This window comes from uncultured Maribacter sp., from assembly GCF_963974015.1.
Classification (GTDB): domain Bacteria; phylum Bacteroidota; class Bacteroidia; order Flavobacteriales; family Flavobacteriaceae; genus Maribacter.
This window is the reverse complement of record NZ_CAXBBZ010000001.1, coordinates 264,192-289,026: the sequence shown is the minus strand read 5'-3', so window position 1 is coordinate 289,026 and position 24,835 is coordinate 264,192. Positions and strand designations below refer to the sequence as shown.

26 protein-coding genes are annotated in these 24,835 nt (G+C 34.3%); 14 read left to right on the top strand and 12 right to left on the bottom strand.

Features of this window, described 5'->3' with window-relative positions; all coding sequences use genetic code 11:
• Nucleotides 1-233 precede the first annotated feature (233 nt).
• Both AACZ41_RS01275 and AACZ41_RS01270 read right to left on the bottom strand, forming a co-directional pair.
• A complete protein-coding gene (locus AACZ41_RS01275) occupies nt 234-713 on the bottom strand; it encodes a CAP domain-containing protein (protein ID WP_339625705.1) in 480 nt (159 codons plus the stop codon).
• Between the two features lie 181 nt (nt 714-894).
• A complete protein-coding gene (locus tag AACZ41_RS01270; RefSeq protein ID WP_339625703.1) occupies nt 895-1,419 on the bottom strand; it encodes a CvpA family protein in 525 nt (174 codons plus the stop codon).
• Between the two features lie 82 nt (nt 1,420-1,501).
• Between AACZ41_RS01270 and AACZ41_RS01265 the strand changes: the two genes are divergently transcribed.
• The 3 genes from AACZ41_RS01265 (at nt 1,502) to AACZ41_RS01255 (ending at nt 5,342) form a co-directional block, all read left to right on the top strand.
• Nucleotides 1,502-1,858, top strand: coding sequence for a hypothetical protein (locus tag AACZ41_RS01265; protein WP_339625701.1), 357 nt, complete (start codon nt 1,502-1,504; stop codon nt 1,856-1,858).
• A 172-nt stretch (nt 1,859-2,030) separates the two neighbouring features.
• The gene (gene glpK / locus AACZ41_RS01260) at nt 2,031-3,518 is read left to right on the top strand and encodes a glycerol kinase GlpK (protein WP_339625699.1); all 1,488 of its coding nucleotides are present in this window, start codon (nt 2,031-2,033) and stop codon (nt 3,516-3,518) included.
• A gap of 156 nt (nt 3,519-3,674) precedes the next feature.
• Nucleotides 3,675-5,342 carry a glycerol-3-phosphate dehydrogenase/oxidase gene (locus AACZ41_RS01255; protein WP_339625697.1) on the top strand — a complete coding sequence of 556 codons (1,668 nt, stop codon included), beginning with the start codon at nt 3,675-3,677 and terminating at the stop codon, nt 5,340-5,342.
• On the opposite strand, the gene AACZ41_RS01250 is transcribed toward AACZ41_RS01255, so the two are convergent.
• A complete protein-coding gene (locus AACZ41_RS01250; RefSeq protein WP_339625695.1) occupies nt 5,339-6,340 on the bottom strand; it encodes an NAD(P)H-dependent glycerol-3-phosphate dehydrogenase in 1,002 nt (333 codons plus the stop codon). The genes AACZ41_RS01255 and AACZ41_RS01250 overlap by 4 nt on opposite strands.
• A gap of 109 nt (nt 6,341-6,449) precedes the next feature.
• Here AACZ41_RS01250 and AACZ41_RS01245 point away from each other — a divergent pair, with 109 nt between their 5' ends.
• Nucleotides 6,450-7,364 carry a nicotinic acid mononucleotide adenyltransferase gene (locus AACZ41_RS01245; protein ID WP_339625693.1) on the top strand — a complete coding sequence of 305 codons (915 nt, stop codon included), beginning with the start codon at nt 6,450-6,452 and terminating at the stop codon, nt 7,362-7,364.
• Nucleotides 7,365-7,427: 63 nt separating this feature from the next.
• On the opposite strand, the gene AACZ41_RS01240 is transcribed toward AACZ41_RS01245, so the two are convergent.
• Nucleotides 7,428-8,060, bottom strand: coding sequence for a hypothetical protein (locus AACZ41_RS01240; protein ID WP_339625691.1), 633 nt, complete (start codon nt 8,058-8,060; stop codon nt 7,428-7,430).
• Nucleotides 8,061-8,202: 142 nt separating this feature from the next.
• Between AACZ41_RS01240 and AACZ41_RS01235 the strand changes: the two genes are divergently transcribed.
• Nucleotides 8,203-9,264, top strand: a complete 1,062-nt coding sequence (locus AACZ41_RS01235) for a hypothetical protein (RefSeq protein WP_339625689.1) — start codon at nt 8,203-8,205, stop codon at nt 9,262-9,264.
• Nucleotides 9,265-9,277: 13 nt separating this feature from the next.
• Here AACZ41_RS01235 and AACZ41_RS01230 read toward each other — a convergent pair whose 3' ends face one another.
• Both AACZ41_RS01230 and AACZ41_RS01225 read right to left on the bottom strand, forming a co-directional pair.
• A complete protein-coding gene (locus tag AACZ41_RS01230) occupies nt 9,278-10,972 on the bottom strand; it encodes an alkaline phosphatase family protein (RefSeq protein ID WP_339625687.1) in 1,695 nt (564 codons plus the stop codon).
• A gap of 62 nt (nt 10,973-11,034) precedes the next feature.
• The gene (locus tag AACZ41_RS01225) at nt 11,035-11,889 is read right to left on the bottom strand and encodes an AraC family transcriptional regulator (RefSeq protein WP_339625685.1); all 855 of its coding nucleotides are present in this window, start codon (nt 11,887-11,889) and stop codon (nt 11,035-11,037) included.
• 147 nt (nt 11,890-12,036) lie between these two features.
• Here AACZ41_RS01225 and AACZ41_RS01220 point away from each other — a divergent pair, with 147 nt between their 5' ends.
• The 5 genes from AACZ41_RS01220 (at nt 12,037) to AACZ41_RS01200 (ending at nt 17,715) form a co-directional block, all read left to right on the top strand.
• Nucleotides 12,037-13,011 carry a phytanoyl-CoA dioxygenase family protein gene (locus AACZ41_RS01220; RefSeq protein ID WP_339625683.1) on the top strand — a complete coding sequence of 325 codons (975 nt, stop codon included), beginning with the start codon at nt 12,037-12,039 and terminating at the stop codon, nt 13,009-13,011.
• A 51-nt stretch (nt 13,012-13,062) separates the two neighbouring features.
• Nucleotides 13,063-14,742, top strand: a complete 1,680-nt coding sequence (locus AACZ41_RS01215) for a sodium:solute symporter (protein ID WP_339625681.1) — start codon at nt 13,063-13,065, stop codon at nt 14,740-14,742.
• Between the two features lie 15 nt (nt 14,743-14,757).
• Nucleotides 14,758-15,552, top strand: a complete 795-nt coding sequence (locus AACZ41_RS01210) for an SDR family oxidoreductase (RefSeq protein ID WP_339625679.1) — start codon at nt 14,758-14,760, stop codon at nt 15,550-15,552.
• 158 nt (nt 15,553-15,710) lie between these two features.
• Nucleotides 15,711-16,034 carry a Dabb family protein gene (locus AACZ41_RS01205; RefSeq protein ID WP_339625677.1) on the top strand — a complete coding sequence of 108 codons (324 nt, stop codon included), beginning with the start codon at nt 15,711-15,713 and terminating at the stop codon, nt 16,032-16,034.
• A 103-nt stretch (nt 16,035-16,137) separates the two neighbouring features.
• Complete coding sequence (locus AACZ41_RS01200) at nt 16,138-17,715, top strand: SulP family inorganic anion transporter (protein ID WP_339625675.1); 1,578 nt, start codon at nt 16,138-16,140, stop codon at nt 17,713-17,715.
• Nucleotides 17,716-17,767: 52 nt separating this feature from the next.
• Here AACZ41_RS01200 and AACZ41_RS01195 read toward each other — a convergent pair whose 3' ends face one another.
• On the bottom strand, nt 17,768-18,145 hold the full coding sequence (locus tag AACZ41_RS01195; protein ID WP_339625673.1) for a DoxX family protein: 378 nt from the start codon (nt 18,143-18,145) through the stop codon (nt 17,768-17,770).
• Between the two features lie 44 nt (nt 18,146-18,189).
• Between AACZ41_RS01195 and AACZ41_RS01190 the strand changes: the two genes are divergently transcribed.
• The 3 genes from AACZ41_RS01190 to AACZ41_RS01180 all read left to right on the top strand — a co-directional run bounded on the left by AACZ41_RS01190 (nt 18,190) and on the right by AACZ41_RS01180 (nt 20,292).
• On the top strand, nt 18,190-18,573 hold the full coding sequence (locus tag AACZ41_RS01190; protein ID WP_339625671.1) for a DoxX family protein: 384 nt from the start codon (nt 18,190-18,192) through the stop codon (nt 18,571-18,573).
• 155 nt (nt 18,574-18,728) lie between these two features.
• Nucleotides 18,729-19,085 carry a DUF2237 domain-containing protein gene (locus tag AACZ41_RS01185; protein ID WP_339625668.1) on the top strand — a complete coding sequence of 119 codons (357 nt, stop codon included), beginning with the start codon at nt 18,729-18,731 and terminating at the stop codon, nt 19,083-19,085.
• 166 nt (nt 19,086-19,251) lie between these two features.
• Nucleotides 19,252-20,292: a lactonase family protein gene (locus AACZ41_RS01180; RefSeq protein ID WP_339625666.1), complete on the top strand. Its 1,041-nt coding sequence runs from the start codon at nt 19,252-19,254 to the stop codon at nt 20,290-20,292.
• On the opposite strand, the gene trxA is transcribed toward AACZ41_RS01180, so the two are convergent.
• The 5 genes from trxA to AACZ41_RS01155 all read right to left on the bottom strand — a co-directional run bounded on the left by trxA (nt 20,289) and on the right by AACZ41_RS01155 (nt 24,197).
• Nucleotides 20,289-20,585 (bottom strand): thioredoxin, encoded by a 297-nt coding sequence (gene trxA, locus AACZ41_RS01175; RefSeq protein ID WP_339625664.1) that lies wholly within the window; start codon nt 20,583-20,585, stop codon nt 20,289-20,291. The genes AACZ41_RS01180 and trxA overlap by 4 nt on opposite strands.
• Nucleotides 20,586-20,647: 62 nt before the next feature.
• Complete coding sequence (locus AACZ41_RS01170) at nt 20,648-21,337, bottom strand: DsbA family oxidoreductase (RefSeq protein ID WP_339625662.1); 690 nt, start codon at nt 21,335-21,337, stop codon at nt 20,648-20,650.
• A gap of 202 nt (nt 21,338-21,539) precedes the next feature.
• A complete protein-coding gene (locus AACZ41_RS01165) occupies nt 21,540-22,019 on the bottom strand; it encodes a cytochrome c (protein WP_091621160.1) in 480 nt (159 codons plus the stop codon).
• A 153-nt stretch (nt 22,020-22,172) separates the two neighbouring features.
• Nucleotides 22,173-23,081: an alpha/beta fold hydrolase gene (locus AACZ41_RS01160; RefSeq protein WP_339625660.1), complete on the bottom strand. Its 909-nt coding sequence runs from the start codon at nt 23,079-23,081 to the stop codon at nt 22,173-22,175.
• Nucleotides 23,082-23,222: 141 nt separating this feature from the next.
• Nucleotides 23,223-24,197, bottom strand: coding sequence for a nitronate monooxygenase (locus AACZ41_RS01155; RefSeq protein ID WP_339625658.1), 975 nt, complete (start codon nt 24,195-24,197; stop codon nt 23,223-23,225).
• 125 nt (nt 24,198-24,322) lie between these two features.
• On the opposite strand from AACZ41_RS01155, the gene AACZ41_RS01150 reads away from it, so the two are divergent.
• Nucleotides 24,323-24,802 carry an acyl-CoA thioesterase gene (locus tag AACZ41_RS01150; protein WP_339625656.1) on the top strand — a complete coding sequence of 160 codons (480 nt, stop codon included), beginning with the start codon at nt 24,323-24,325 and terminating at the stop codon, nt 24,800-24,802.
• Nucleotides 24,803-24,835: the final 33 nt, after the last annotated feature.

Sequence of the window (24,835 nt, the reverse complement as noted above, 5' to 3'; positions counted from 1 at the left end):
AAAGAAGAGGAATATCCATAGAGGTTATAAAAAACTCGTTAAGCTGTAAAATAAGTTATTGTGGGCCCTTCTCGATTAAATGCACTTTGGATTTCATCGTAAAAGAATGCATTTAATATGATTTTTCTCACTTTATCCTTAAAACAAAACACATTAACCTAGTTAAGCTAAAATTACCATGCTTAACGTGGTGATTTTTCAGTTTAAAAACTTAGTTGGGGATAAATTTTTACTTATTGCTTATAAAAAAGTTGGGTAAAATAGTAATTACCTTGTTCATCTTTTTTTACACTAATACCGGTATGCGTAAAATCGCCTTCCATTGTTTTCTTATGACTACCACTGTTATACCAACCTTGAAAAGCATCTTTTGCCGATTGATAATCTTTTGCTACATTTTCCGCTACCATTTCAACTTCAACTTCAGAGTTGATATTAGTAGCCCTAGAGCTAAAATTATCGTGGCTAATACTGCCTTTGGCAATCATGTAATCGGTATGAATGTTGGCGTATTTATAGGCTATATCGCTAAACTCTAGAACATTAGTGTTTAAAGTTGACCTGTGCTCATTTACAATATCCAATAGGTCCTGCTCTATAGTTATAACATTTTCTGCTTCTAATATAGACGTTTCTTCAATAGAGTCGCTTGTACAAGAATCAAGAAAAAGCAATAAAAACACAGGGACCGCATAAAGCAATCTCATTTTCATATAGTGTCTTTTTGTTATAGCCTTTCGGCTTAGCGCAGTAGGTAAGTAAGAGGAGAATGTTCTAAGTTCTCTATCGAAGGGGTGTCGATATAGTAATATTATTGAAAAAAAACGTGCAGTCTAGAAACAAAAAAGCTTATTCGATAAAGTGTGCAAAAAGTAAGATTAGTGTATTATAAGATCATATTGAAATAGGTTCATCAGAAGGCTCCTTTAGCAACACTTCGGTCTTAAGAACATTATCGAAAATTAAAGCTCCTATATCCTTAATAGGTTGATATAAAATAGATTGCTCTTTTGTTTCGTCGTCCAATAGATTAAATGTACTGTCCATTCTATCAAAAAAAATGAAGGCAGCACCCAAAAGAATCGCAACCTTTAAGATGCCAAAAATGCCTCCTGCTACTTTATTTAAAAGACCTAACATGGCAAAGTTTGCAACTTTTGTTAATAGTTTACCCGCTAAGTGAACGATAATTATTATAAGTACGAAGGTGATTACAAAGGCGATAATACTCATATTACGTTCATCCCATTCTAAGTGTTCAGATAAATAATTTCCGGTGATGTACGAAAAATGAATAGCTCCATAAATACCGGCAATTAATGCAACTATTGAGGCTATTTCCATAAAAAGACCATTTTTTAGGCCTTTCCATAAGCCCCAAATTAAAGGTATTCCAAGAAGTATATCTAAAAGCCCCATTCGTGAAGTGTTTTAACAAATATAGAACTTTGATTTGTACCTTTGAAATGTCTAAATATAAGTACAGCAAGACATAAATAATATGGCAAGGGATATACAATTAAAAGAACGATGGGATTATTTGGTCGAAAAGCTTTCTTTAAAGTTTTCGGATGGAGACCCTTTAGAACTAGATGCAATCATATATTTGGTTGGAGTTCAAGAACTAGGACAATACCATAGAACATATAAGAAAGACGATAAGCTAGATTTAATGCATATTGCAATCTGCAGACTTTTGGAGCCTTACGGATTTTATGAGTTTAGTTTTTTTGATGAAGATGGATGGCCGCATTACACTATCAATGAAGAACTACCTCCTTTAAAGGCCGGTGAGCAAACTGTTCTTATGAAAGAGGCTATTGTCAGTTACTTTTTAGAAAAAGAGTATATAAAATAAAAAACGGTAGCCCATGTTTGTCTTTGGTTTTCTCCTCTATATAGCCTAGAATATTCTTCACTTTAAGATTTCTGATTCCTGAATTGGTTTAACTTATTCTTTCATCTGTTAAATTATTTCCTTTTTGAAATAGTTTTAAATCCGCTATATTTAGAAAAATAACTATACTCAAATGTCAAGGCAATTTATTATATCATTAGACCAAGGAACTACAAGCTCTAGGGCATTATTGGTAGACCATACAGGTGCTATTCAAGGGATGGTTCAGAAGGAATTCAAGCAAATTTTTCCAAAATCTGGATGGGTTGAGCATGACCCAAAAGAAATACTTTCCTCACAAATGGAAGTTTTGCAAGAACTCTTGAAGAAAGAGAAGGTCAAACCATCAGAAATACTGGGTATTGGTATTACAAACCAAAGAGAAACAACAGTGGTTTGGGATAAAAATACTGGTGAGCCAATCTATAATGCCATTGTTTGGCAAGACAAACGAACTGCGGATATTTGCGAGCATCTTAAAAAAATCGGACTTACTGAACATGTTAAGAAAACCACTGGGCTGGTAATCGATTCTTATTTTTCGGGTACCAAGGTTAAGTGGATTTTAGATAATGTAGAAGGTGCTAAGAAGAAAGCTGAAGCGGGCGATTTATTAATGGGGACCATAGATACTTGGTTGGTCTGGAATATGACAAAAGAACATAACCATTACACAGATTATACGAATGCATCTCGAACAATGATTTATGACATTGTAAATTTAAAATGGGACGATAAGATGCTGAAAGCGTTGAGCATACCGAAAACTATGCTTCCAGAGGTAAAACCATCGGCAGCTGATTTTGGTTATTTTGAATATGATAGTGTTAAAATACCGATTGCGGGTATCGCAGGCGATCAACAAGCAGCACTTTTTGGACAAGGATGTTTTAAGAAGGGCTCAGCAAAAAATACATACGGTACGGGTTGTTTTATGTTGATGAATACAGGAGAAGAACCGCAATTTTCAAATAACGGACTATTGACAACCATTGCCTACGGATTAGATGGTAAGGTGAATTATGCATTGGAAGGAAGTGTTTTCATAGCAGGTGCCGCTATACAATGGTTAAGAGATGGTTTAGAATTAATTGAAGATGCTAAAGAAACTGAAGACTTAGCTAATTCAATAGAAGGCGAAAATCCTGTTTATGTAGTTCCTGCTTTTGCGGGTTTAGGTGCTCCGTATTGGGATATGTACGCAAGAGGCGCCATATTTGGTCTTACAAGAGATACGGGCAAAGCGCATATTGCCAAGGCGACATTAGAATCACTTGCCTATCAGACCAAGGATATTTTAAAGGCTATGGAAGATGATTCGGGCATTCAATTAAAAAATCTTCGTGTAGATGGTGGTGCTTGTGCCAATAATCATTTAATGCAATTTCAGGCCGATATATTAGATTCTGAAGTTCACAGACCAGAGATTATAGAATCAACAGCAATGGGCGCTGCATTTTTAGCAGGTATTCAAGTTGGTTTTTGGAAACAGTCTGATATTGATGAAAACCGACCGATGAACAGAATTTTTAAACCCACTTTTGATAGGGTGAAAAGAAAACGCTTATATAAAAAGTGGCAAAAAGCGGTTGAAAGATGTAAAGGATGGGAAGAGGAGTGATTCTTAGACATCAAATTTTACAATTAAATAATTAATCGAGCTAAGTTTAGTGAAATCCTCCCTATATCTTTGATATGGACCGAATGATATCCTGTATGGATAGTATTCTAAATTTCAATTTAAAATTAGATTTTACATTTATATAGAAATCCACCGATGAAGAACATAAAATTTACCAATTTAGAACGTCAAAAAACGATTGATAATTTAGAAGGAGAAGAATTTGACTTGATAGTAATTGGCGGTGGAATAACTGGTGGTGGTATAGCTTTAGATGCTGCCTCACGTGGTTTGAAAGTTGCCTTGCTTGAAAAAGGAGATTTCGCTTCTGGTACCAGTAGTAAATCAACTAAATTAATACATGGTGGTCTTCGATATTTAAAACAGTTTGATTTTTGGTTGGTTAAAGAAGTTGGTTCTGAACGTGCTATTGTTCACAAACTAGCCCCACATTTGGTGTTGCCCGAAAAAATGTTATTACCCTTAATTGAAAATGGTTCATATGGTAAATGGCTAACTTCAATTGGCCTTAAGGTTTATGATATTTTGGCACAGGTAACAGGAGATGATAAACGAAAAATGTTAGAAAAGAAGGAAGCCATGAAATTGGAGCCTCTTTTGCCAAAAAAAATTCTAAATGGTGCAGGTTATTATGCAGAATATAGAACAGATGATGCACGTTTAACTATTGAGAATATTAAAACAAGTTTACTTTTTGGAGCTCAGGCATTAAATTATGCGAAGGTGAATGAGTTTATTTATAATAAAGAAAAGGTTGCAGGTGTAAAGGCTACTGATGAAACTACGGGTAAAGAATTTACCATTAAATCTAAGTTTGTAATCAGCGCTGCTGGTCCGTGGGTAGACGAATTAAGAAGTTTAAATAATTCTAAAAAGGGTAAACAATTACACCTTACTAAAGGTGTGCATTTGGTTTTTCCTTATGAGAAATTACCGGTAAAACAATCTTGTTATTTTGATATACCAGACGGTCGAATGATGTTTGCCATTCCAAGAGGTAAGGTTACTTATGTAGGTACAACAGACACTAATTATAATGACAGTAAAGATAATGTACGAACAAATTTAGCTGATGCTATTTATTTGATTTCTGCCGTAAATAATATGTTTCCAGACATTAATTTAGAACTGGAAGATATTGTTTCGTCTTGGGCAGGTCTACGTCCATTAATACACGAGGAAGGTAAATCTGCCTCTGAATTGTCGAGAAAAGATGAGATTTTTGTTTCTGAGACTGGTTTAATCAGTATTGCTGGGGGTAAATTAACCGGTTATAGAAAAATGGCCGAACGTGTAGTTGACCGTATTGTTAAAAGAATGGAAGAGGAATATGATACTAAGCTGAAAGAGTGCTACACTGAGAAAATATTCTTATGTGGTAATGATGATTTTAAAAAGTTTAAGCATGTAAAAAAATACATCGCCGAAATATACGATAGAATCAAAGGAGATAAATTTACTGAATACGATGCTTGGTTTTTAGTGACCAATTACGGGAAGCAAACAGAGATAATTCTAGATAATTACGCAAAAATTGTCGAGAAAGATAAATATGTTCGCTTGGCAAAAGCAGAACTTGCTTTTGGTATTGATTATGAAATGGTTCAAAACCCTATGGATTTCTTTATCCGTAGAACTGGTAGGTTGTATTTTGACATTGATAGTATACGTACCTTAATGAAACCCATCTTAAAAGAGTTCCAAAATAGTTTTGGTGTATCTGATGAAATAGTACAAGGTTGGAGAATGACTCTAGAAGCTGAATTAAAAGAGCATTCTGACTTTTCGCTTACTAGAGATTAATCGAGCTTATCCGTCAAATCGAGAAACACTTTTTTAGGGTTTTTGTTTTCGTAAAGTACTTTATAAACGGCATCAATAATAGGTGTCTTTACCTTTTTCCTAAAACCCTCTTTTATAGTATAAGCGCTTTTTGCAGCGTAATATCCCTCTGCAATCATACTCATTTCCATTTGAGCGCTTTTTACGGTATACCCTTTACCGATCATATTGCCGAACATTCTGTTTCTGCTAAAGATGGAATATCCGGTCACTAAAAGGTCTCCTAAATAGGCAGACTTATTAATGTTTCGGTCAATATTGTGAATGCGTTTTGTATAGCGTTTCATTTCCCGAATGGCATTGCTCATCAATACGCTTTGAAAATTATCACCATAACCCAATCCATGAGCGATACCGGCTGCGATAGCATAAATATTTTTTAACATGGCCGCGTACTCTGTACCAATAATATCCTTACTGATATTGGTTTTAATATAGTTGCTCGATAAGTTTTTAGCAATTAATTCAGCCTTGTCCTTATCAGCACATGCAATGGTCAAATATGAAAGCCTTTCCATAGCAACTTCTTCAGCGTGGCATGGTCCGGTTATAACACCTATATTTTTAAAAGGAATTTTATAGATTTCATGAAAATGTTCGCCGACAATCAAACCTGATTCCGGCACAATACCCTTTATGGCAGAAAATATAATTTTATCCTTTAAAGGAGATTTAAGCTTTTCTAATTCACTGACTAAAAATGCAGAAGGTACTGCAAAGATTAAAACATCTGCAAAATTTACTGCGTCGTCAATATCATCTGTCAAGAATAGTTGTTCAGTTTTAAATTCAACCGAAGTAAGATAATTTGGATTGTGTTTTTGAGTTTTTATATGTTCAATAGCATCTGAATTACGCATGTACCAACCTACCTTTTCTTGGTTGTTGGTCAACATCTTTACAATAGCGGTAGCCCAGCTACCACCACCTAATACTGCAAATTTCGCATCCTTTTCCATGGTACAAATTTACCAATAATTTGTGTGCTCATCATTAGCTATGCATCAGTGTTTTATAAATTTTGGCATGGTGATTGTTTCTATGTTAGTAATCTTAAAATAAAATCATATGAAAACAATAAAACTACTTACAGGTTATTTTCTTTTGGCCACATTAATGGTTTCTTGTTATGCAGATGTAATCATAGAAGATGATTTTATTGAAGAATCTGCTTTTAATACAGATCAAGTTTTACAAAGTTTTGATTTATGGTATATAGACATAAATGCAACTCAAGGTAATGGTGAGGTCCCTTTTTTACAAAGAGCTTTTACAGTTTCATTTGATCGAGGTGTGCTTTACGCCAATAATAATATTGTTGGAATAGGTAAAACTGGAGGAGGTTATGGTATAGATGTTGGAACATATGGCACTCTAAGAGGTATTGTAGATATAGACCATGATATTGATGGACGCTGGGCTTTGGAAGTATTTGCTATAAATAGAAATACAATAGAATTATATGATGCCAGAAGTGACACCTCTTATTTTCTAAAAGGATATCAGACAAATACCTTCGACTATGATATGGTTTTTTATGATAACATCAATTATTTCATTCAAGAATACGATGCATGGGAGAAAATATATACAAGTGAGACCGGAGCTTTAAATAATTTTGATGATGAGAATTACTTACAGTTTTTACCTAACTTTTTTAGGTCGTCCTTAGACATGCCCGGCACAAGTATTTCTAATTTACATTGGGATTTTGAGGGGGATTATGAAGTGTATGATGTGCAGGGAGATAATACTTTAAAAGCTTTGACTTTAGACTATGATTTCTTTAGTGATGATTATTTTGAATTATACGTAATTAACGATAGTACAATAGAATTATATCACCCAGATAGTGGAACTACCTATGAATTTAGAGGCAGGGGATATCAAGAGTATTTAAAATCTGCAAAAGGTGATGAGAGTAAAAAAAGAATTAAATCTTCCAATCCTACAATGAATGTAAAAAGGAAGAAGTTAAAATAGTTTTTAAGTTGGTTGTCTTAAAAATCCCTTATCCTTAATTGGATAAGGGATTTTTTGTTTAGACTACCTCAATACTTTAAAATGGTCTAATTTAATATCATCTAAACCTTTATCGTCAAAAGGATATTCTAAATCATCTTGAATATTATAAAGTGAAATAAGTATGAATTCTGTTAGAACGACCACGAAATATACAGCCCAAGGATTATATTCTATACCAATATTATATATGATAGTAGGTGAATAGATTAGCGGAAAAATGTAGATAAACACTTTGCAATAAGCTTTTAGGCTTACGGGTGTTCTATGTACATGAATACCGTTCAAATTATCAATTGCTTCGTGCAGGTCACACAAATATTTGAAAAGTTTGTCTTTTAATCCTTTTGGTGTAGTTTCTCTTCTAGAGTGAATAAAGTTGTATACTTTATTGACCTCATTATCTAAATTTTTGATATCACCTTGTTGACTTTTGAGATGCAATAAGGTCTTGTTTTCTATATTTTCTAATAATAATTTTAAACTAGCCTCTTCATTTTCTGACAATGTGCTGGTAGTAATAAAATAATAAAGTGTTTTCATAGCACTTCGGTATTGACTTAAATGTTCCAATGCCTTTTCCCTTCTTCTAAAAGAACCTCTAATCGTAAATACCAATGGAAAAATAATTGCAATACTGAGGAGAGTTAAATCCACTTTAAAAAAAACATTAAAGCGATAACAGATAAACACAGAGATCAAAGAAATCACCGTAACCAATAGTGTTCTATAATTTAAGGAGGCGAGATAGAGTTTAATAGCTTAATTTTTAATACTTTACACGTAAAGTAAATTTATTATGGGAAAGATACAAACTAATTTAAGACTCATCACGATATGTTTTTTTATATCTATTTCATGTTTTAGTCAAAATGATGAAAAAAGTAAAAAAATAGGAAAGGTTTCTAACTTGTTTAAATCAACATCTGTTTTAGAAGTTCAGATGATCTATAGTAATCGAGATCTCAAAAAACTTACCAATGATAGTACTTATTTAGATGTGAATCTTGCATATTTAGATAAAGACTCACTAAGGTCTTTACCAGTAAGGGTTAGGGCAAGGGGAAATTTCAGGCGAAAGAACTGTTATTTTTCACCGGTAAAAATAAAATTAAAAAAAGAGCATACAAAAAAGACATTGTTCAAAGGGAATAAGGAATTAAAATTGGTGCTGCCCTGTTTAAAAGAGAAAAATACCAACGACAATGTCATAAAGGAGTTATTGGCCTATAAGCTCTATGAGGTTGTTTCTCCTTATCATTTTAAGACCCGGCTTCTAGATTTTACTCTAAGTGAACCAAAAGGGAAAAAAGTACAAGAGCATAGAATTAAAGCTTTTTTTATTGAGGATATGGATGTATTAGAAGACCGTTTTGGTGGTAAAACCATGAAAAGAAATGTACACCCATTGCAACAAGATTCTTTAAACTCAATAAGAAATAGCTTTTTTCAATATATGATTGGTAATACCGACTACTCAACAGGCTATCAGCATAATCAAAAGCTTTTGTTTTTGAATGGGCATTCTATACCCATACCTTATGATTTTGATATGTCTGGATTATGTGATGTTAGTTATTCCGTTGTTTCTCAAATAGATGGGTTGGTATTGCCATTAGAGTCGGTCACACAACGCTTGTATAGAGGTTTTCAAAGATCGGGCGCTACAATGGAATTGATTAGGGACGAATTCCTGCAAAATCAGGAAAATATGATGGCAATAATGGAAGATCATAAGTCTTACTTTGAAAATGATGACGAATTTCAAATAAGTAAAAAATATATTTTAGAGTTCTTCAATATTATATCGGATCCTGCCAAATTCAAATCAGAAATTTTAGATAAGTCTAGAACCAAATAAAGCTTAATCAATTTTAATTTTCAAATAACTCAGTAAGTGGATTACCTTGGGAGGCGCTAGGTAAAGGTATGTTCAGGAACATGGATAAACTTGGCGCAATATCTATCGGATTCACCGCCCTAACAGATTCACCGCTCTTAATACCTTTGCCAATCCATATTAGGGGTACATGTGTATCATACGAATAACTAGATCCATGTACTGTGCCATTGACCATTTCAATATCAATATTGGAATTTGGATGGATTATGGTTCCAGAGGAATAGCTTATGATCAAATCACCAGATCTTTTTACATGATAACCATTTTGAATGGTTTTTCGAATTCCTTCCTCATAAACGTGGGTTTGAAGGTCATCTGCGGTAAGTGCAAAAGAAACTTCTGGTAAGGTCATTAAGTAATCTGCAGCCTCTTTTTGAATTAATGGTAAGGTTAACTTTTGTTCGTCAATAGTAACTTTATTTAAATACAAGTTATTGCCATGTACAGCAGTTATCCATGAGGCTTTTCCATACTTCGTATCTAAAAATGCTTCTAAGTTTCTTGCATCGTTAGTAGTTCGTGCAATTGCAGCATCCAACTTATGATCATTTAAAAACGACACGTTTTCCATAGCTCCATGATCTGAAGTAAGGAATAAGGTGTAGTTTTCCTTTCCAATTTTGGTGTCCAATGCCTTTAAAAGTGTGGCGATTTCGTTATCTAATCTTAAATAGATATCCTCCATCTCCACAGATTGTGGTCCAAAGGTATGGCCAATAACATCTGGTACAGAATAGCTAATGTTCAAAAAATCGGTGTAATTATCTTTACCTAACTTTTCTTCCTGTATTGCGGTAATGGCAAATTCTGTAAGTAAAGTGTTCCCTTTTGGGGAAATCCATAATAATTGAAATTCACTTCCCTTATCTCTATACTTTTCCCTCATAGTCTTAAAATTGTAAGGAAATGTTGGACTAATTTTTCCGCCTAGTGAAGGTTCATATGTATTATCATCTGGCGTACTTAATGTATATGTTTCAATGGGGTAAAGGGTATTCCATGTTTCGTTTAAATAAGCGTCTGATTTTTCCAGTTGATTAAACTTATTGACCCAATTGGGTAGCGTTTCCATATAAAAACTACTGCTTACAAAATAGCCAGGGCTTGATTCCCAATCATGCCAATAAACACCATCTGCAGATTTTCCGCCTGGTAAAATAGCTCCCCTATCTTTGATGGATACGCTTATTACTTTTGATTTAAAATTGCTTGTCTTTTTTAATTCATCAGTTATGGTTGATGTCATTAACTTATTGGGAGATACTCCATATGGGTTGTCATTTACAGATCCAACTATTTTTTCTAGTTTATCAGATACATTTCCTTCTACTGCATTAGTTTCACTTTCGAACCAAGAGTTACCGATTATACCATGATAAGAAGGGGTGGTTCCGGTATAAATTGAAGCATGACCTGGCGCGGTTTCCGAAGGGATATAATTGACATTTGCATTTTTATAATTGAATCCATTACGTATTAATCTTTTGAATCCATCTTCACCATACCTTTCCTGATATTTATAAAGATAATTTGCTCTCATTTGATCAATAATAATTCCAACCACCAATTTAGGGTTTGAATCATCTTGTGCTTTGGTTTCAAAAAAAGACAAAGAAACCAATAGAATTAGGAATATCGATAAAAGCTTAAATGAATTGTTATGCATAAGATTTATTGTTTCTAGTTTATTTGTCCCCAATCTATTCAAAAACTTTCTTTATCTAAATTTTAGATATTATTAGTACGTAATCGTTTTCTAAATGCCGAAGGATTCTCACCTGTAACTTTCTTGAACGTTCTATTGAAATAGGATAGACTTTCAAATCCGCATTCAAAACATGTTTCACTAACATTTTTACCCGTAAGCAACATTCGTTTAGACTGACTAATACGATATTGATTCAAGAATTCTATAAATGTGCTTCCTGTTGCTTTTTTGAAATAGCGGCAAAAAGCTGGTTTTGTCAAATTACAGAATTTCGCTACTTCATCTACAGAAATTTTACCTTGATATCGTTCATCGATTAAAGCATAAATATCACGAATTCGACTTTGCTCTTTTTTGCTATATCTATTTTTGTAAGGTTTTTTATGTAACAGTTCAAACTCATTGCTCTGAGACAATCTTTTGAGAATATTCATGATGGCCATGAAATATTCAAAAGGTTTAAGCTTATGAAGTTCCTTTAATAATTCGCCAACCACTTTCTTAGTTTCTCCGTGGAATGCAAGTCCATATCTTGATAAGTCAAGTAAACGGTTCAAGCTTTGCAATTCAGGTATGGGTTCAACAAAGGTATTTTTAAATGAAGGTTTTATATGTAAAACTTCTTCTCTGTAAGTTGTCTTCACCCCATAGTCAAAATTCAAGTGAGGAATATTCGAACCTATAAGAACAAGGTCGGTTTCTTCGTACTCAGAAATGTGATCCCCAACATGTCGAGTTCCATTTGCACCTTCAATATAGACCAACTCATATTCAGGATGAAAATGCCAATAAAATAGATGGCTCAACTTTGGGTCGTGCAAAAGTCTAAACGGACTTTTAGATTCAGGATCGATAGTCTCTAGTTCAATCTTCATGGGTTAAATGTAACAAAATTACGTATAAATTAAAGCAAACGACCTTATTAAATCAATATCGTTCAAATTATGGTCAATATAACGGTAGTTTGAGTTTTAAATGCTCTGTAGTTTTATCCAATACTTTAAACTTAAAATTTAACTACTATGAAACAGACCGAAAATAAAATAGAGCAAGGTAATAAAGCGCACAATGATATACCGGGAAATCCATCTACTGCAACAAGTAGCAAACAAAAATTGAATAATCGTTCTAATGGTCAGCCTTTACGTGTGCTGAGTGAAGAAGATTGGCAGTTTTGGATAGAGAATGGTTACATAGTTATAAAAGGTGCTGTATCTAAAGAACAAGCAAAGCGTACAGCCGATTTTCTTTGGGAGTTTGATGAAAAAAAACCTAACGATCCAACGACATGGTACGCTTCTCCCCGCGCTGAAATGAAAATGAAAGAATTGACAGGCACAGGAATGGTGGAAGTTTATAACCATCAACATTTATGGAATAATAGACAAACGCAAAGGGTTTATGATGCTTTTGTAGATGTTTGGGGAACAGAAAAGTTATGGGTAACCATTGACAGGGCTAATTTAAATTTTCCTTTGCCGCCAGGGGTAGAAAAAAAAGGATTTATTCACTGGGATTATGATCCAGAAACCAAGCCGCAAAATGTACAAGGTGTATTGGCGCTAGCTGATCAAGAAGATGAAAATATGGGCGGGTTTCAATGTATACCATGGTTATACCGTAATTATGATTCATGGAAACTTACACAGCCAGAAGATAGGGACCATTTTCAACCTAGTTTAGATGGTTTAGAAGATAAAATTGTAAAGGTGAAAATGCAGGCGGGTGATTTGCTGATTTTCAACAGTACTGAGCCACATGGTATTCGGCCAAATAAATCTAAAGATAAAGTTCGTATAGCCCAATATATTTCTATGATGCCTGCAGAACCAGAAAATAAAGAACTTAAAAACTGGCGCATTAATTCATGGGAAAAAAGGATTGCACCCGAGGGTTATGCATTTCCTGGAGATCCGCGAAATTGGGAACAGACCAAATATGATACCGCTAAATTGAGTGACTTAGGTGAGCGTTTACTTGGTTTAAAAGATTGGTAGAATTTACAATACAATTATAAAAATTAAACAACCAATCAAACCAAAAACAATATGTTATCAACTTTAAGCATTTTAGATATTGCCATTATACTTATCTATTTTGGAATTATATTATGGATTGCCCGATGGGCGTCAAAAAACAAATCAGAATCAGGAGGCGCTGTTGATTATTTTTTGGCCGGAAGGAACTCTGGATGGTTGGTTATAGGAGCCTCGCTTTTTGCTTCAAATATCGGATCAGAGATTATCTTAGGCGTTTCAGGAGCTGGGGCGCGGGGTAATATGCCAATGGCGAATTTTGAAATTATAGCATCGCTGGTATTAATACTACTAGGCTGGGTATTTGTGCCTTTTTATCTTCGAACGGGAGTATATACAATGCCCGAGTTTCTTGAAAAAAGATATTCTAAGGCCTGTCGTAGTTATCTTTCTGTTATTTCAATTTTAGCCTATGTGATTACAAAAATTTCGTTAATCATATTTGCAGGGGCCTTGGTTTTTGAAACTATCGGAATCCCTTTTTGGACTGGCGCTATAATTACTGTAGTTGCAACTGGTTTCTACACGGTATTGGGCGGTCTAAAGGCTGTGATTTATACCGATATGGTACAAGCGTTTATATTATTAATTGGCACCATTGCGGTTACCGCATTCGGTTTATATGCTTTAGGTGGATGGAATCATATGATTGATGTTATCACTACTGCATCTGCCCATGAAGGGAACCCACCTACAAAGCAGTTTTTTAATCTATGGAGACCAATGGCTGATACTGAATACCCATGGACGGGCATGCTCTTCGGCGCTCCGATCTTAGGGGTTTGGTACTGGTGTACAGATCAATATATCGTGCAGCGCACACTCTCTGCAAAAGATGTGAACAACGCAAGAAAGGGAGCCTTATTTGCTGGGTATTTAAAATTACTTCCCGTATTTATATTTTTTATTCCAGGTGTGATCGCATACGCTCTATTGCAAGAAGGAGCTATTGATTTTTCAATGGAAAATGCAGATCAAGCTCTTCCTGCCATGATAAATGGATTTTTGCCCTCAGGCTTGAAAGGCTTAGCCATAGCCGGACTATTGGCTGCATTAATGAGTTCGCTTTCATCTGCGTTTAATTCGAGTTCCACGTTATTGACAATCGATTTTTATCAAAAGTATAAGCCTATGGCTACTCAAAAAGATCTTGTTAGTTTTGGACGTATTGCTACTGTTGTTTTAGTTATTGTAAGCCTTGGTTGGATTCCTTTTATGAAATCATTAATGGGTGGGGGTATTTTTCACTATCTACAAAGTGTGCAAGCCTATATCTCACCACCAATTGCAGCAGTCTTTCTCTTTGGATTATTTTACAAATGGATAAACGCTAAAGGCGCTATTGTGTCTTTATGGGTAGGATTCGCAGTTGGAGTTTTTAGACTAGTAGCCGAGTTTTTAAGTAATGAAGGAACTATTCAAGTAAACGAAGGGTCTTTTTTAGGTATCTTTTTAGGTATTAATTTCTTACACTTTGCGCTATTCTTGTTCATTTTGTGTGCTGTGATATTAATGGTCGTAAGTAAAATGGGTCAGCCACAACCTGTGGCAATGTTAGAGTTAGTAACATTTCAGAGGCGTTCAGAACGACCAAAAGTTAAATGGTCTTCTGATGCAACTTTAACGGTAATTTTAATAGGTCTTGTACTTGCTTTATGGTGGTTGTTTAGTACATGGGGCATAGCGAATTAGAATAGATAAGGTAAAATGGATTTAAAAATACAAGGAAAAACAGCTTTCATAACAGGGTCAACTGCTGGTATTGGTTATGCTGCGGCTAGAGCTTTAGCTAGAGAAGGAGCTGATATTGTTCTTAATGGCAGAACAGAAACCAAACTACAAGAAGCAGTGCAAAAATTACAAAGAGAATTCCCCGATAATACTATTTCAGGACTATGTGTTGATTTTGGAAAAATACAGCAGATAGAAAAGCAATTGGGCAAACTTTCTGAGATTGATATTCTTGTTAATAATGTTGGTATTTATTCGTCACAGTCGTTTTTTGAAACTAAAGATGAAGATTGGCAGCAACAGTTTGAAGTTAATGTAATGAGCGGAGTGCGCTTATCTAAAAGAATACTACCCCAAATGTTGACTAAGAATTGGGGCCGCATCTTATTTATTTCAAGTGAGTGTGCCACTTTGGTGCCTGATGATTTAATTTCCTATAGTATGACAAAAGCTGCAATTCTGGCCGTATCTAGGGGTTTAGCACAACTCACTAAAGGGACCGGTGTAACCGTAAATACGATAATTCCAGGGTCTACTTTGTCTGAAGGAGCTGAGCAATTCTTAGAAAATGCCGCTCAAAAAGAAGGAAAAACAAAAGCTCAAATTGAAACCTCGTTTTTTACTGAAGTGAGAACTTCTTCGCTATTGCAAAGATTCGCTAAGGTTGATGAAATTGCAAATACGATTACCTACATGGCAAGTCATCTTTCTTCTGCAACAAATGGGGCTGCTATAAAGGTCGATGGAGGTAGTATGGGAGGGATTCTATAATTACCACCATTTGAAAAATAAGTATGATTTAATTGAGATGCGTTTTTAATACAAACAAAAAATGGATTGTCTTTTATTTAAGATAGCTTTTTCTATAGGCATACAATCAAGACGATTTAATTTAAGAAATAGAACCCCAAAAAAAAGAATTGTTTAAAATGAAAAAACAGAATAAAGACCTATTAAGACATATCGTGATTTTTAAATTCAATGATGATGCTAGTGAAGCAGATGTAAAAAAGTTAAATGATAATTTTAATGCCCTACCAGATCACATTTCAGTAATTAAAGATTTTGAATGGGGCTTAAACGATAGTCCTGAAAACTTTCATCAAGATTTTACCCATTGTTATATGATTACATTCAATTCAAAAAAAGATAGAGATAGTATATATACTCCACATCCAAAACATCAAGAGTTTGTAGCTAGTCTTCGGCCACATTTAGAAAAAGTATTTGTAGTTGACTATTGGGCAAAGTGAGTTTTTGAATAATTGAGGTTGGGATTTAATGGGGTTTTTCTAGTAATTGATTCTTTTGCAGAACAATAAGCCTTAAATTTGCGCCCTTTAAAAGTAAAGGTGCATGGCGAAGATATTTAATTTATTCGATTTCAAACAAAAAGTAGATTATAAGACAGAAATTCTATCTGGACTCACGGTAGCCTTAGCTTTGGTTCCAGAAGCTATTGCGTTTGCCCTTATCCCCGGTTTCTCTCCTTTAACGGGACTATATGCAGCTTTTGTACTTGCCCTAATCACTTCAATTTTTGGAGGTAGACCTGGAATGATTTCTGGAGCAACGGGTGCTGTTGCCGTAATTTTTGTTGGGTTGATATTAGAATTAAAACGCAATTTCCCGGGTATTGAACCTGAAACTATATTGAATTATGTTTTTGCTACGGTCATAATCGCAGGTATATTACAAATATTAGCCGGAGTCTTACGATTAGGAAAGTTTATACGTCTAGTACCCCATCCGGTAATGTTCGGTTTTGTTAATGGTTTGGCCATTATTATATTCATGGCTCAATTTCCGAACTTCTATCAAAAAGGAACCGATAATTTGTTAACGGGCATGAACATGGCAATGATGCTAGGTCTTACCCTTCTTACAATGCTTATTATTTGGGGGCTACCTAAGCTCACCAAAGCAATACCATCCTCATTGGTAGCCATCGTTATAGTCTCTACAATTGTTATAGGCTTTGGAATCGATACTTTGACAGTTGCAGATACCATGAGAGAAGGAGAATCTATTAAAGGTGGATTTCCACCATTATCCATCCCACAGATTCCATTGACATTTGAAACTTTTAAAATAATCTTTCCGTATGCTGCAATTGTTGCTGGTGTTGGTTTAATTGAGAGTTTACTAACATTGAACATAATAGACGAGATTACCGAAACAAGAGGTAATGGTAATAAAGAATGTATAGCGCAGGGGTCTGCTAATATTCTATCCGGATTTTTATCGGGTATGGGTGGCTGTGCAATGATCGGTCAAAGTTTAATTAATACATCTTCTGGTGCTAGAGCAAGATTATCTGGTATAACAGCAGCAGTAATGTTGTTGGTGTTCATTATGTTCGGGTCTAGTGTTATTGAACGTTTACCAATGGCCGCATTGGTCGGGTTAATGTTTATGGTTGCCATTGGTACGTTTGAGTGGGCTAGTTTTAAGACTTTTCGAAAAATGCCAAATTCAGATGTTGTTGTAATGATTTTAGTAACCTTAATTACTGCAGTAACACACAATTTAGCCGTTGCAGTACTTTTAGGTGTGGTAATTTCTGCACTGGCTTATTCTTGGGAGAATGCGAAGAGAATACGGGCAAGAAAGCATATCGATGAGAATGGAGTAAAACATTACGAGATATACGGCCCCTTATTTTTTGGGTCTACAACACTTTTTAGCGAAAAGTTCGACGTCGTAAATGATCCAAACGAAATTATAATTGATTTTAAAGAAAGTAGGGTTGCCGATATGAGTGGTATTGAGGCCTTAAATAAGATTACGGAAAGATATGCCAAGGTTGGTAAGAAAGTTCATTTACGCCATTTAAGTAATGATTGTATTCGTTTATTAGAGAACGCAGAAGAAATTATAGACGTTAATGTCATGGAAGATCCAACGTATAAAGTACTGGCAGATAAAATTTAACCAGATTTGGTCTTTATAACGTGTTTACTGTTTTTTAATAATACTCAATTTGTTAAAGGATTGAAAAGGAGTAATTTATAATAAGCAGGGATAGCAGTAAAAACAATAATGCGGGAATCGATTTTATAAAATCATCTTTTATACGAAGGTGCATAATAATTGCACCGACCATCAAAATGGCCATAACTGCCGCGGCTGGTAGTGCAAATTGTGGAAACCATATTGAAAGCACTAACCCAAAGGCACTTATAACTTTGAGTCCTCCGATAATGTAAACCATTGATTCGGGCAGTCCGTAATTCGCAAACTCAGCCTTCATTGAAGAAGCGTCTCCTCCTCTATATTTCGTTTTTTTATTGAATCGAAAGAACCAAACATTAATGATGGCTACGAAAATAATTACTTTGGCTAAAATGATAATAAAATCCATATTGTTTAATATATTTGAAATAAAATTAAACAAAATATATTAAAGTGAATATATTGTTCTCTGATTTTAAGGAATATTTGTGGGTTACCAATGTAATAATTGTTTTTTCAGGTATTTCATTCCTTTTTTTTGGGGTTAGTTGTTTGTATTCAAATTTTATGGTGCTTGAATTTAAACGGTATGATTTAGATAAATTTAGAGTTTTGGTCGGTATACTGCAATTATTAGGCTCGGTAGGTCTTTTTATAGGGCTGTTTTTTGAAAACTGGGCAATATTGGCAAGCTTAGGTTTAGCTATTTTAATGGCTTTTGGGTTTATGGTAAGAATTAAAATCAAGGATTCATTTTTATTGTCTTTTCCATCATTATTCTACACGATACTAAATATGATACTGTTTATCATTTTAATTCGATTCGAGAATAAGTAGTCAACAAATAACCGTATAATTAGAATAAGTTGATAGGATCTTTAGTAATTTGTTAAATTGTATCACAGAATGAAAATAGAGTATTAGCAGTCTTTTGGGATAAGTAAGAATATTATCTTTATGTTAGCACTACTTGCTTTTTAAAATGCAAAACTATGCCCCTTAATGTTTTAGGAACAAATTTGATTTCTTGTTGTTATGGGCCTTTAACTGGCTTTTATCGAGATGGCTTCTGCAAAACCAATACAGAGGATTCTGGGACGCATACGGTTTGTGCAGTTATGACAACAGAATTTCTAGAATACTCTAAAGAACAAGGAAATGACTTAAGTTCTGCTAAGCCAATGTATAATTTCCCCGGACTTAAAGCGGGTGATAAGTGGTGCCTTTGCGCGTTACGTTGGAAACAAGCTGCTGAGGCCGGTGTTGCGCCTCCTGTAATTTTAGAAGCTACTCATAAGAAAACATTAGACCTTATAGATTTTACAATGCTTTTAGAAGCTAAATACTAATATTTACAATTATTTTTAAATAAAAGTATTCAATATCATTTGTGTAGGTATAATATTTGGCGTTTAGTATTAGACAGAATTAAAATGTGCTTATTTTTAGAATATGAAATACAAATCTTTAGTTGTTGTTTTAGGAATAGTATTGAGCCTGGTAAATAGTTGTAAGATGAAGGAAATACATAAGGAAGAGATTCTATTTGTTGGTACATATACGAATAATGGGAGTGAAGGTATTTATAGGTATAACTTCAATCTTGAAACAGGACTGTTAGAGAATAAGATCTTAGCTGCGGCTATTAAAAACCCTTCATATTTAACTTTGTCACCTGATAAGAATACCATGTATGCAGTTAGCGAGGTTGATGATTTTAAAGAAGATGATGGCTCAATTACCACGTTTAGGATTAAAGATACAGTACTTACAGAAGTAGATGTAAAGTCTACCTATGGTGCTAATCCTTGTTATGTTGGCGTTAGTGAAAGTGGCAATATGGTGGCAGTAGCAAATTATACAGGAGGAAATGTTGCAGTTTATAATGCTACAGATAATGGTAACCTTAATCCTTCACCTCAAATTATAGACCATAAGATTTTAGATACGACCAAGACGGCTCATGCCCATATGGCTGAATTTATAAATGACGAATTATTTGTGTCTGATTTAGGATTGGATAGAATTAAAAAATACAGTAAAACTGATGGTCAATTTTCTTCAAGCGAACAGAAAGAACTAGTTCAAGCGGAAGGTGCAGGTCCAAGACATTTTGTTACCTCTATGGATGAAAAGTTTATTTACGTAATAAATGAATTGAATTCAACCATTACGGTTTTTGGTTTGGATGACGAAAAGTACTATGCAATTGAAAATCAGGAAACCACAGCCTCTAATTTTGAGGGTGAAAGTTTTTGTGCCGATATTCATTTATCTTCAGATGGTAAGTTTCTTTATGGTACAAATAGGGGAGAAAATACCATAGTTATCTTTAAGGTTGATCAAGCAACCGGTAAACTGAATCTATTAGGTAGAGAATCTGTAAAGGGAGACTGGCCTAGAAATTTCACAATTGACCCAACAGGAAAATACGTACTTGTAGCAAATCAACGAAGTAACAATATTGTTGTTTTTAATAGGAATCCAGAGAATGGAACCCTAAGTTTTGTGAGCCAAGTTGATTTGCCTAGTCCAGTTTGTTTGAAATTTTATTAAGAAGTTTTAATAATTTGTAAAAGGTCATGTTTAGGTACTACGCCCGATTGTCTCCAAACTTGTTTGCCATTTTTAAACAAAATCATGGTAGGCACTCCTCTAACCTGATATTGCGTGGCTAATGTTTGGTTCTTATCAACGTCTATCTTAATAATTTTTATTGAGTCTCCTAAATCACTTTTTACGTCTTTAAGAATTGGGGCCAATGATTTACATGGCCCACACCAGTCAGCAAAAAAATCTACCAATACAGGTGTATCTCCTTTTATTATTTCAGAAAATGATGATTTCATAGTTCTTGCTTTTTAATGTTCAAAATTTAATATCGAATAACGTCTATCTTTTTAGTGCAAGGTTAACAAACTCCAGTTGCCGGATTACAACTATTACCTTTACTTATGATATTTAATGTTGATACTTGTTGAAATGCATTTAAAAATGCCGATGCCGGCTGTGCACCACTAATACCATATTTGTCATTAATAATGAAATAGGGTACGCTATTGACACCACGCTGTTGATAATGAGCGATCTCTTGTTTAACTGCATACGCGATGCTGTCATCATCTAAAACTTGTTTTGTCTTTTCGGTAGACCAATTATATTCAGCCATTATTGAGCTTAATACATCAATGGTATTCAAGTGAAGGTTTTCATCAAAATAAGCTTTCATTAAACGCTCTTTCAATACATCTTTAAATCCTTCTTCACCAGCTACATGTAATAGTTGGTGTAATTGAAGTGTGTTGACTGCAAGCCATTCTTGTCCGAAGTTAAAAGTAATGCCTTCTTCCTTTCCACTTTTTTCTAAATGTTTTGTCATTTCTAGCGGACCTTCTAAGCTTCCAAATTTATTGGTTAAATAAGTATCTCTATCCAAACCTTCTTTTGGCATATTGGGATCTAGTTGAAATGGATGCCATTCTATTTCTATTGGAATACCATCCCATTGTTTAATTGCTTTTTCTAATCTTTTTTTACCAACATAACACCAAGGACATGCAACATCAGAAACTATATCAATCTTTATTTTATCGTTTTGCATTAGATTTTTAATTTCAAATTATATCTTCTTGGTCGAAAAAACCGGCTAAAACCTACACTACGTAATTTGCTCAATTATACGATTTATTTGTAAAATTAAAGATTGGTTTTAATTATTAAATCTAGATATAGAAATGTGTTTATAACTAAAAAACCCTTTCAAGCTATTGAAAGGGTTTTTTTTATAATGTGTATAAATTAACTTAGAGCGTACGTAAGTATTCTGCTAAATTACGAGCGTCTTCTTCTTTTAAGTTTTGATTAAGCATGATGGCATTATTGTATTCTTTCAATAATGCTTTTGCAATAGGGTCTTCTTTCAACATTTTATCTGGGTTGATAATCATGTTCATAACCCATTCTGGACTTCTACGTTCGAAGACACCTTTTAATGCTGGCCCGATCATACGTTGCTCTGCCATATGGCATGCCGTACAAATTGCTTGAAATTTTTCCTTACCTGCCGCAGCCATTTCTTCGTTAATAGCATCAGAAAATGTGACATCTGTTATTGGACCTACTCCTTTGTTATCAAGGTCAACAGGTACACCTTCACTTGCTGTTTCAGCTTTAACTTCTTTTTTGGCTCTGTTCATTTCAAAACCTTCTTTTTTTTCTTCTTTCTTTTCGCCACAGCTAATGATAATGGTGCTAAGAGCTAATAAAGTAAATAATTTACGCATACGTTTATAATTTAAATGTTGTGAGTCAATTGAACGACTAAGATAGGGATTTTTGCGTGTAGCGCTATCTTTAAATAATGTACAATTTAACTTTAAAGAGATTTTTAACAATAGTATTGTGATACATTGTTTTTTTAAAATGTTTATCAGAGATTAATGACAATTTAAAAAAAACTCTAAAGTACGACGCTCGGCATACGTAAAATTGTCAGGACCATAAAAACCAACATGCCCACCGTATTTCGGAACTTCTAAAAACAAGGTTTTATGTTGTTTGGCAATATCTATTGGATAGCAAGCCTCTCCCAAAAATGTATCATTTTCAGCGTTAATTATTAGGGTAGGTATTTCAATAGTGTTTAAAAATTGAAGACTACTACATTGCGCATAATAATCCATAGCATCTTTAAACCCATGTGCTTTGCTTGTATAAATATCATCAAAATCTTTCAATGTTATTATTTTTTCAATGTCCAAATCTGATATCAGGTCTGGAAATGACTGTTTTTTCAACTTAAGTTTTTCAACCAAATTACCCTTAAATCTTCTCGCGTATAGAAAATTTTTAAATTGTAATAACTGATCAAGTGAATCTGCCAATTGACAGGGTACAGAAATAGCTACTGCACCTTTAATTTCTTTAGGCAGTATACGCTCTTCACCTAAATACTTTAGTAGCAGATTGCCACCGAGACTAAATCCGTGTAAAAATAAAGAGGAGTATTTGTCTAGTAGAAGTACATGGTCTATGACTGATTGTAAATCTTCAGTAGCGCCAGAATGATATGATCGATACAAATTATTCATTGTACCACTGCAACCTCTAAGATTAATGGCACAGACATCGAAACCTGATTCGGTTAATGCTTTGGCACTTCCTTGTATATAAGCGCGTTTAGAGCTTCCTTCAAGGCCATGTATAATTAGCACTAGTTTTTTAGTTGGAGTTTTTGAATAACTCCAATCCAAATCTAGAAAATCAGTGTCGGGTAAAGTTAGCCGTATTCTTATTTGTTCTAGAGGCTCAATTTTTCGAATTAAGCCGGAATAAATCGTCGACAAATGTCCGTTTTTAAAAAATAGGGGTGGATTGTATGTCGAGTTAAGTAAGGGCATTACAATTTCTATGAGATATTTTGAAATAGTTAATGGTCAATCTGCATTTTAAAATAAACCAAAGGCACTAAAACTGTATTATAAATTTTATTTTGGATAGTGTTCAAGCACTTTTATTTGCCCTTCTATAGCCTCTTTAAATTCTGACTTTAAATGTGATACCAATTCAGCTACAGGTAGGCTATCTGTAATAAGAGCAGAACCTTGGCCTGCCGACCAAATGGTTTTCCATGCTTTTGCCTCGGTATCCAATTCTTTGCCAAAATCAATTTTTCGGTCCTTTTTAAGATCTTCTTCGGTTATTCCGGCAGCTTTTAAACTAGCTCCGAGAAAATTCGCGTGAACTCCAGAAATTGCAGCAGTATATACTACATCACTAGCGCCAGCATCAATAATCATTTGGCGATATTCTGGTGTAGCCTTGCTTTCGTTTGTATTAATGAAACGAGTTCCCATATAAGCTAAATCTGCACCCATCTGCAATGCCGATGCAATATCTCTACCAGTACTGATACATCCAGATAGCAAAATAGTTTTATGAAAGAATTTCTTTATTTCAGCAACTAAAGTCATTGGGTTTATTGTGCCTGCATGACCACCAGCCCCTGCAGCAACTAGAATTAACCCATCAACCCCAGCCTCAGCAGCTTTTTCTGCGTGACGCTTTTTAATAACATCATGAAAAACGAGACCACCATAACTATGAATGGCATCGACAACTTCAGACACCGCACCTAAAGAGGTAATTATTAATGGTACTTTATGTTTGACACATAATTTAACATCGGCCTCTAACCGTGGGTTTGTAGGGTGCACGATTAAATTAACACCAAATGGTGCCGCTTTTTTACCAGTCTGCTCTTCAAATTCCTTTAATTTAGATTTAATTTCGATCAACCATTCTTCAAAACCTTCGCTTGAGCGTTGGTTTAAAGCGGGAAAAGTGCCAACAATACCATTTTTACAACATTCTATTACCAATTGCGGTCCAGATATTAAAAACATGGGGGCGGCAACTATAGGTAATGATAATTCTTTAATGAAAGCAGGCTTGTTTGACATTTTGAAATAAATTTTTTCGACTCGAATTAAAAATAAGTATAAAAAACCATGTTCTTTATCTCTTACGTTTCAAAACTATGTTATTTTTATGGGGTATTATGCATGCATAGTAAAAAAAGCAGAAGATGTACTTGAAAGATTTTGAAATAAGATGGAGTGACGTGGATGCAAATCGTCATCTGGCAAATTCAGCATATATTAATTTTATGAGCCATACACGTATTTCATATTTGATGGAATTAGGTTTTGACCATAAAACAATGGAAGTTCATGAAATAGGACCTGTTGCGTTTTATGAGCATTTGTATTATTTTAAGGAAGCATTTATAGGCAAACCTATTAAAGTGTCATTGGAAATAATGGGAATGAGTGAGGATTGCAAATTTTTTGAATTTCATCATAATTTTTATAATCATAAAGGGGAGAATATTGCCCATTGTGAAATGATGGGTGCATGGATGGATTTAAAGACTAGAAAGCTGACAGGCTTAACGAATGAATTTCTAAAATCATTTAATGGAGTAGAAAAAGCGAAGGGTTTTAGAGTTCTTACTAAAGAAGATTCACGCAAATTTGCTAGACATCCTAAAAATATAAAAGGCTAATATTGTGATTTAGCAACTGAATTGTAATCGATT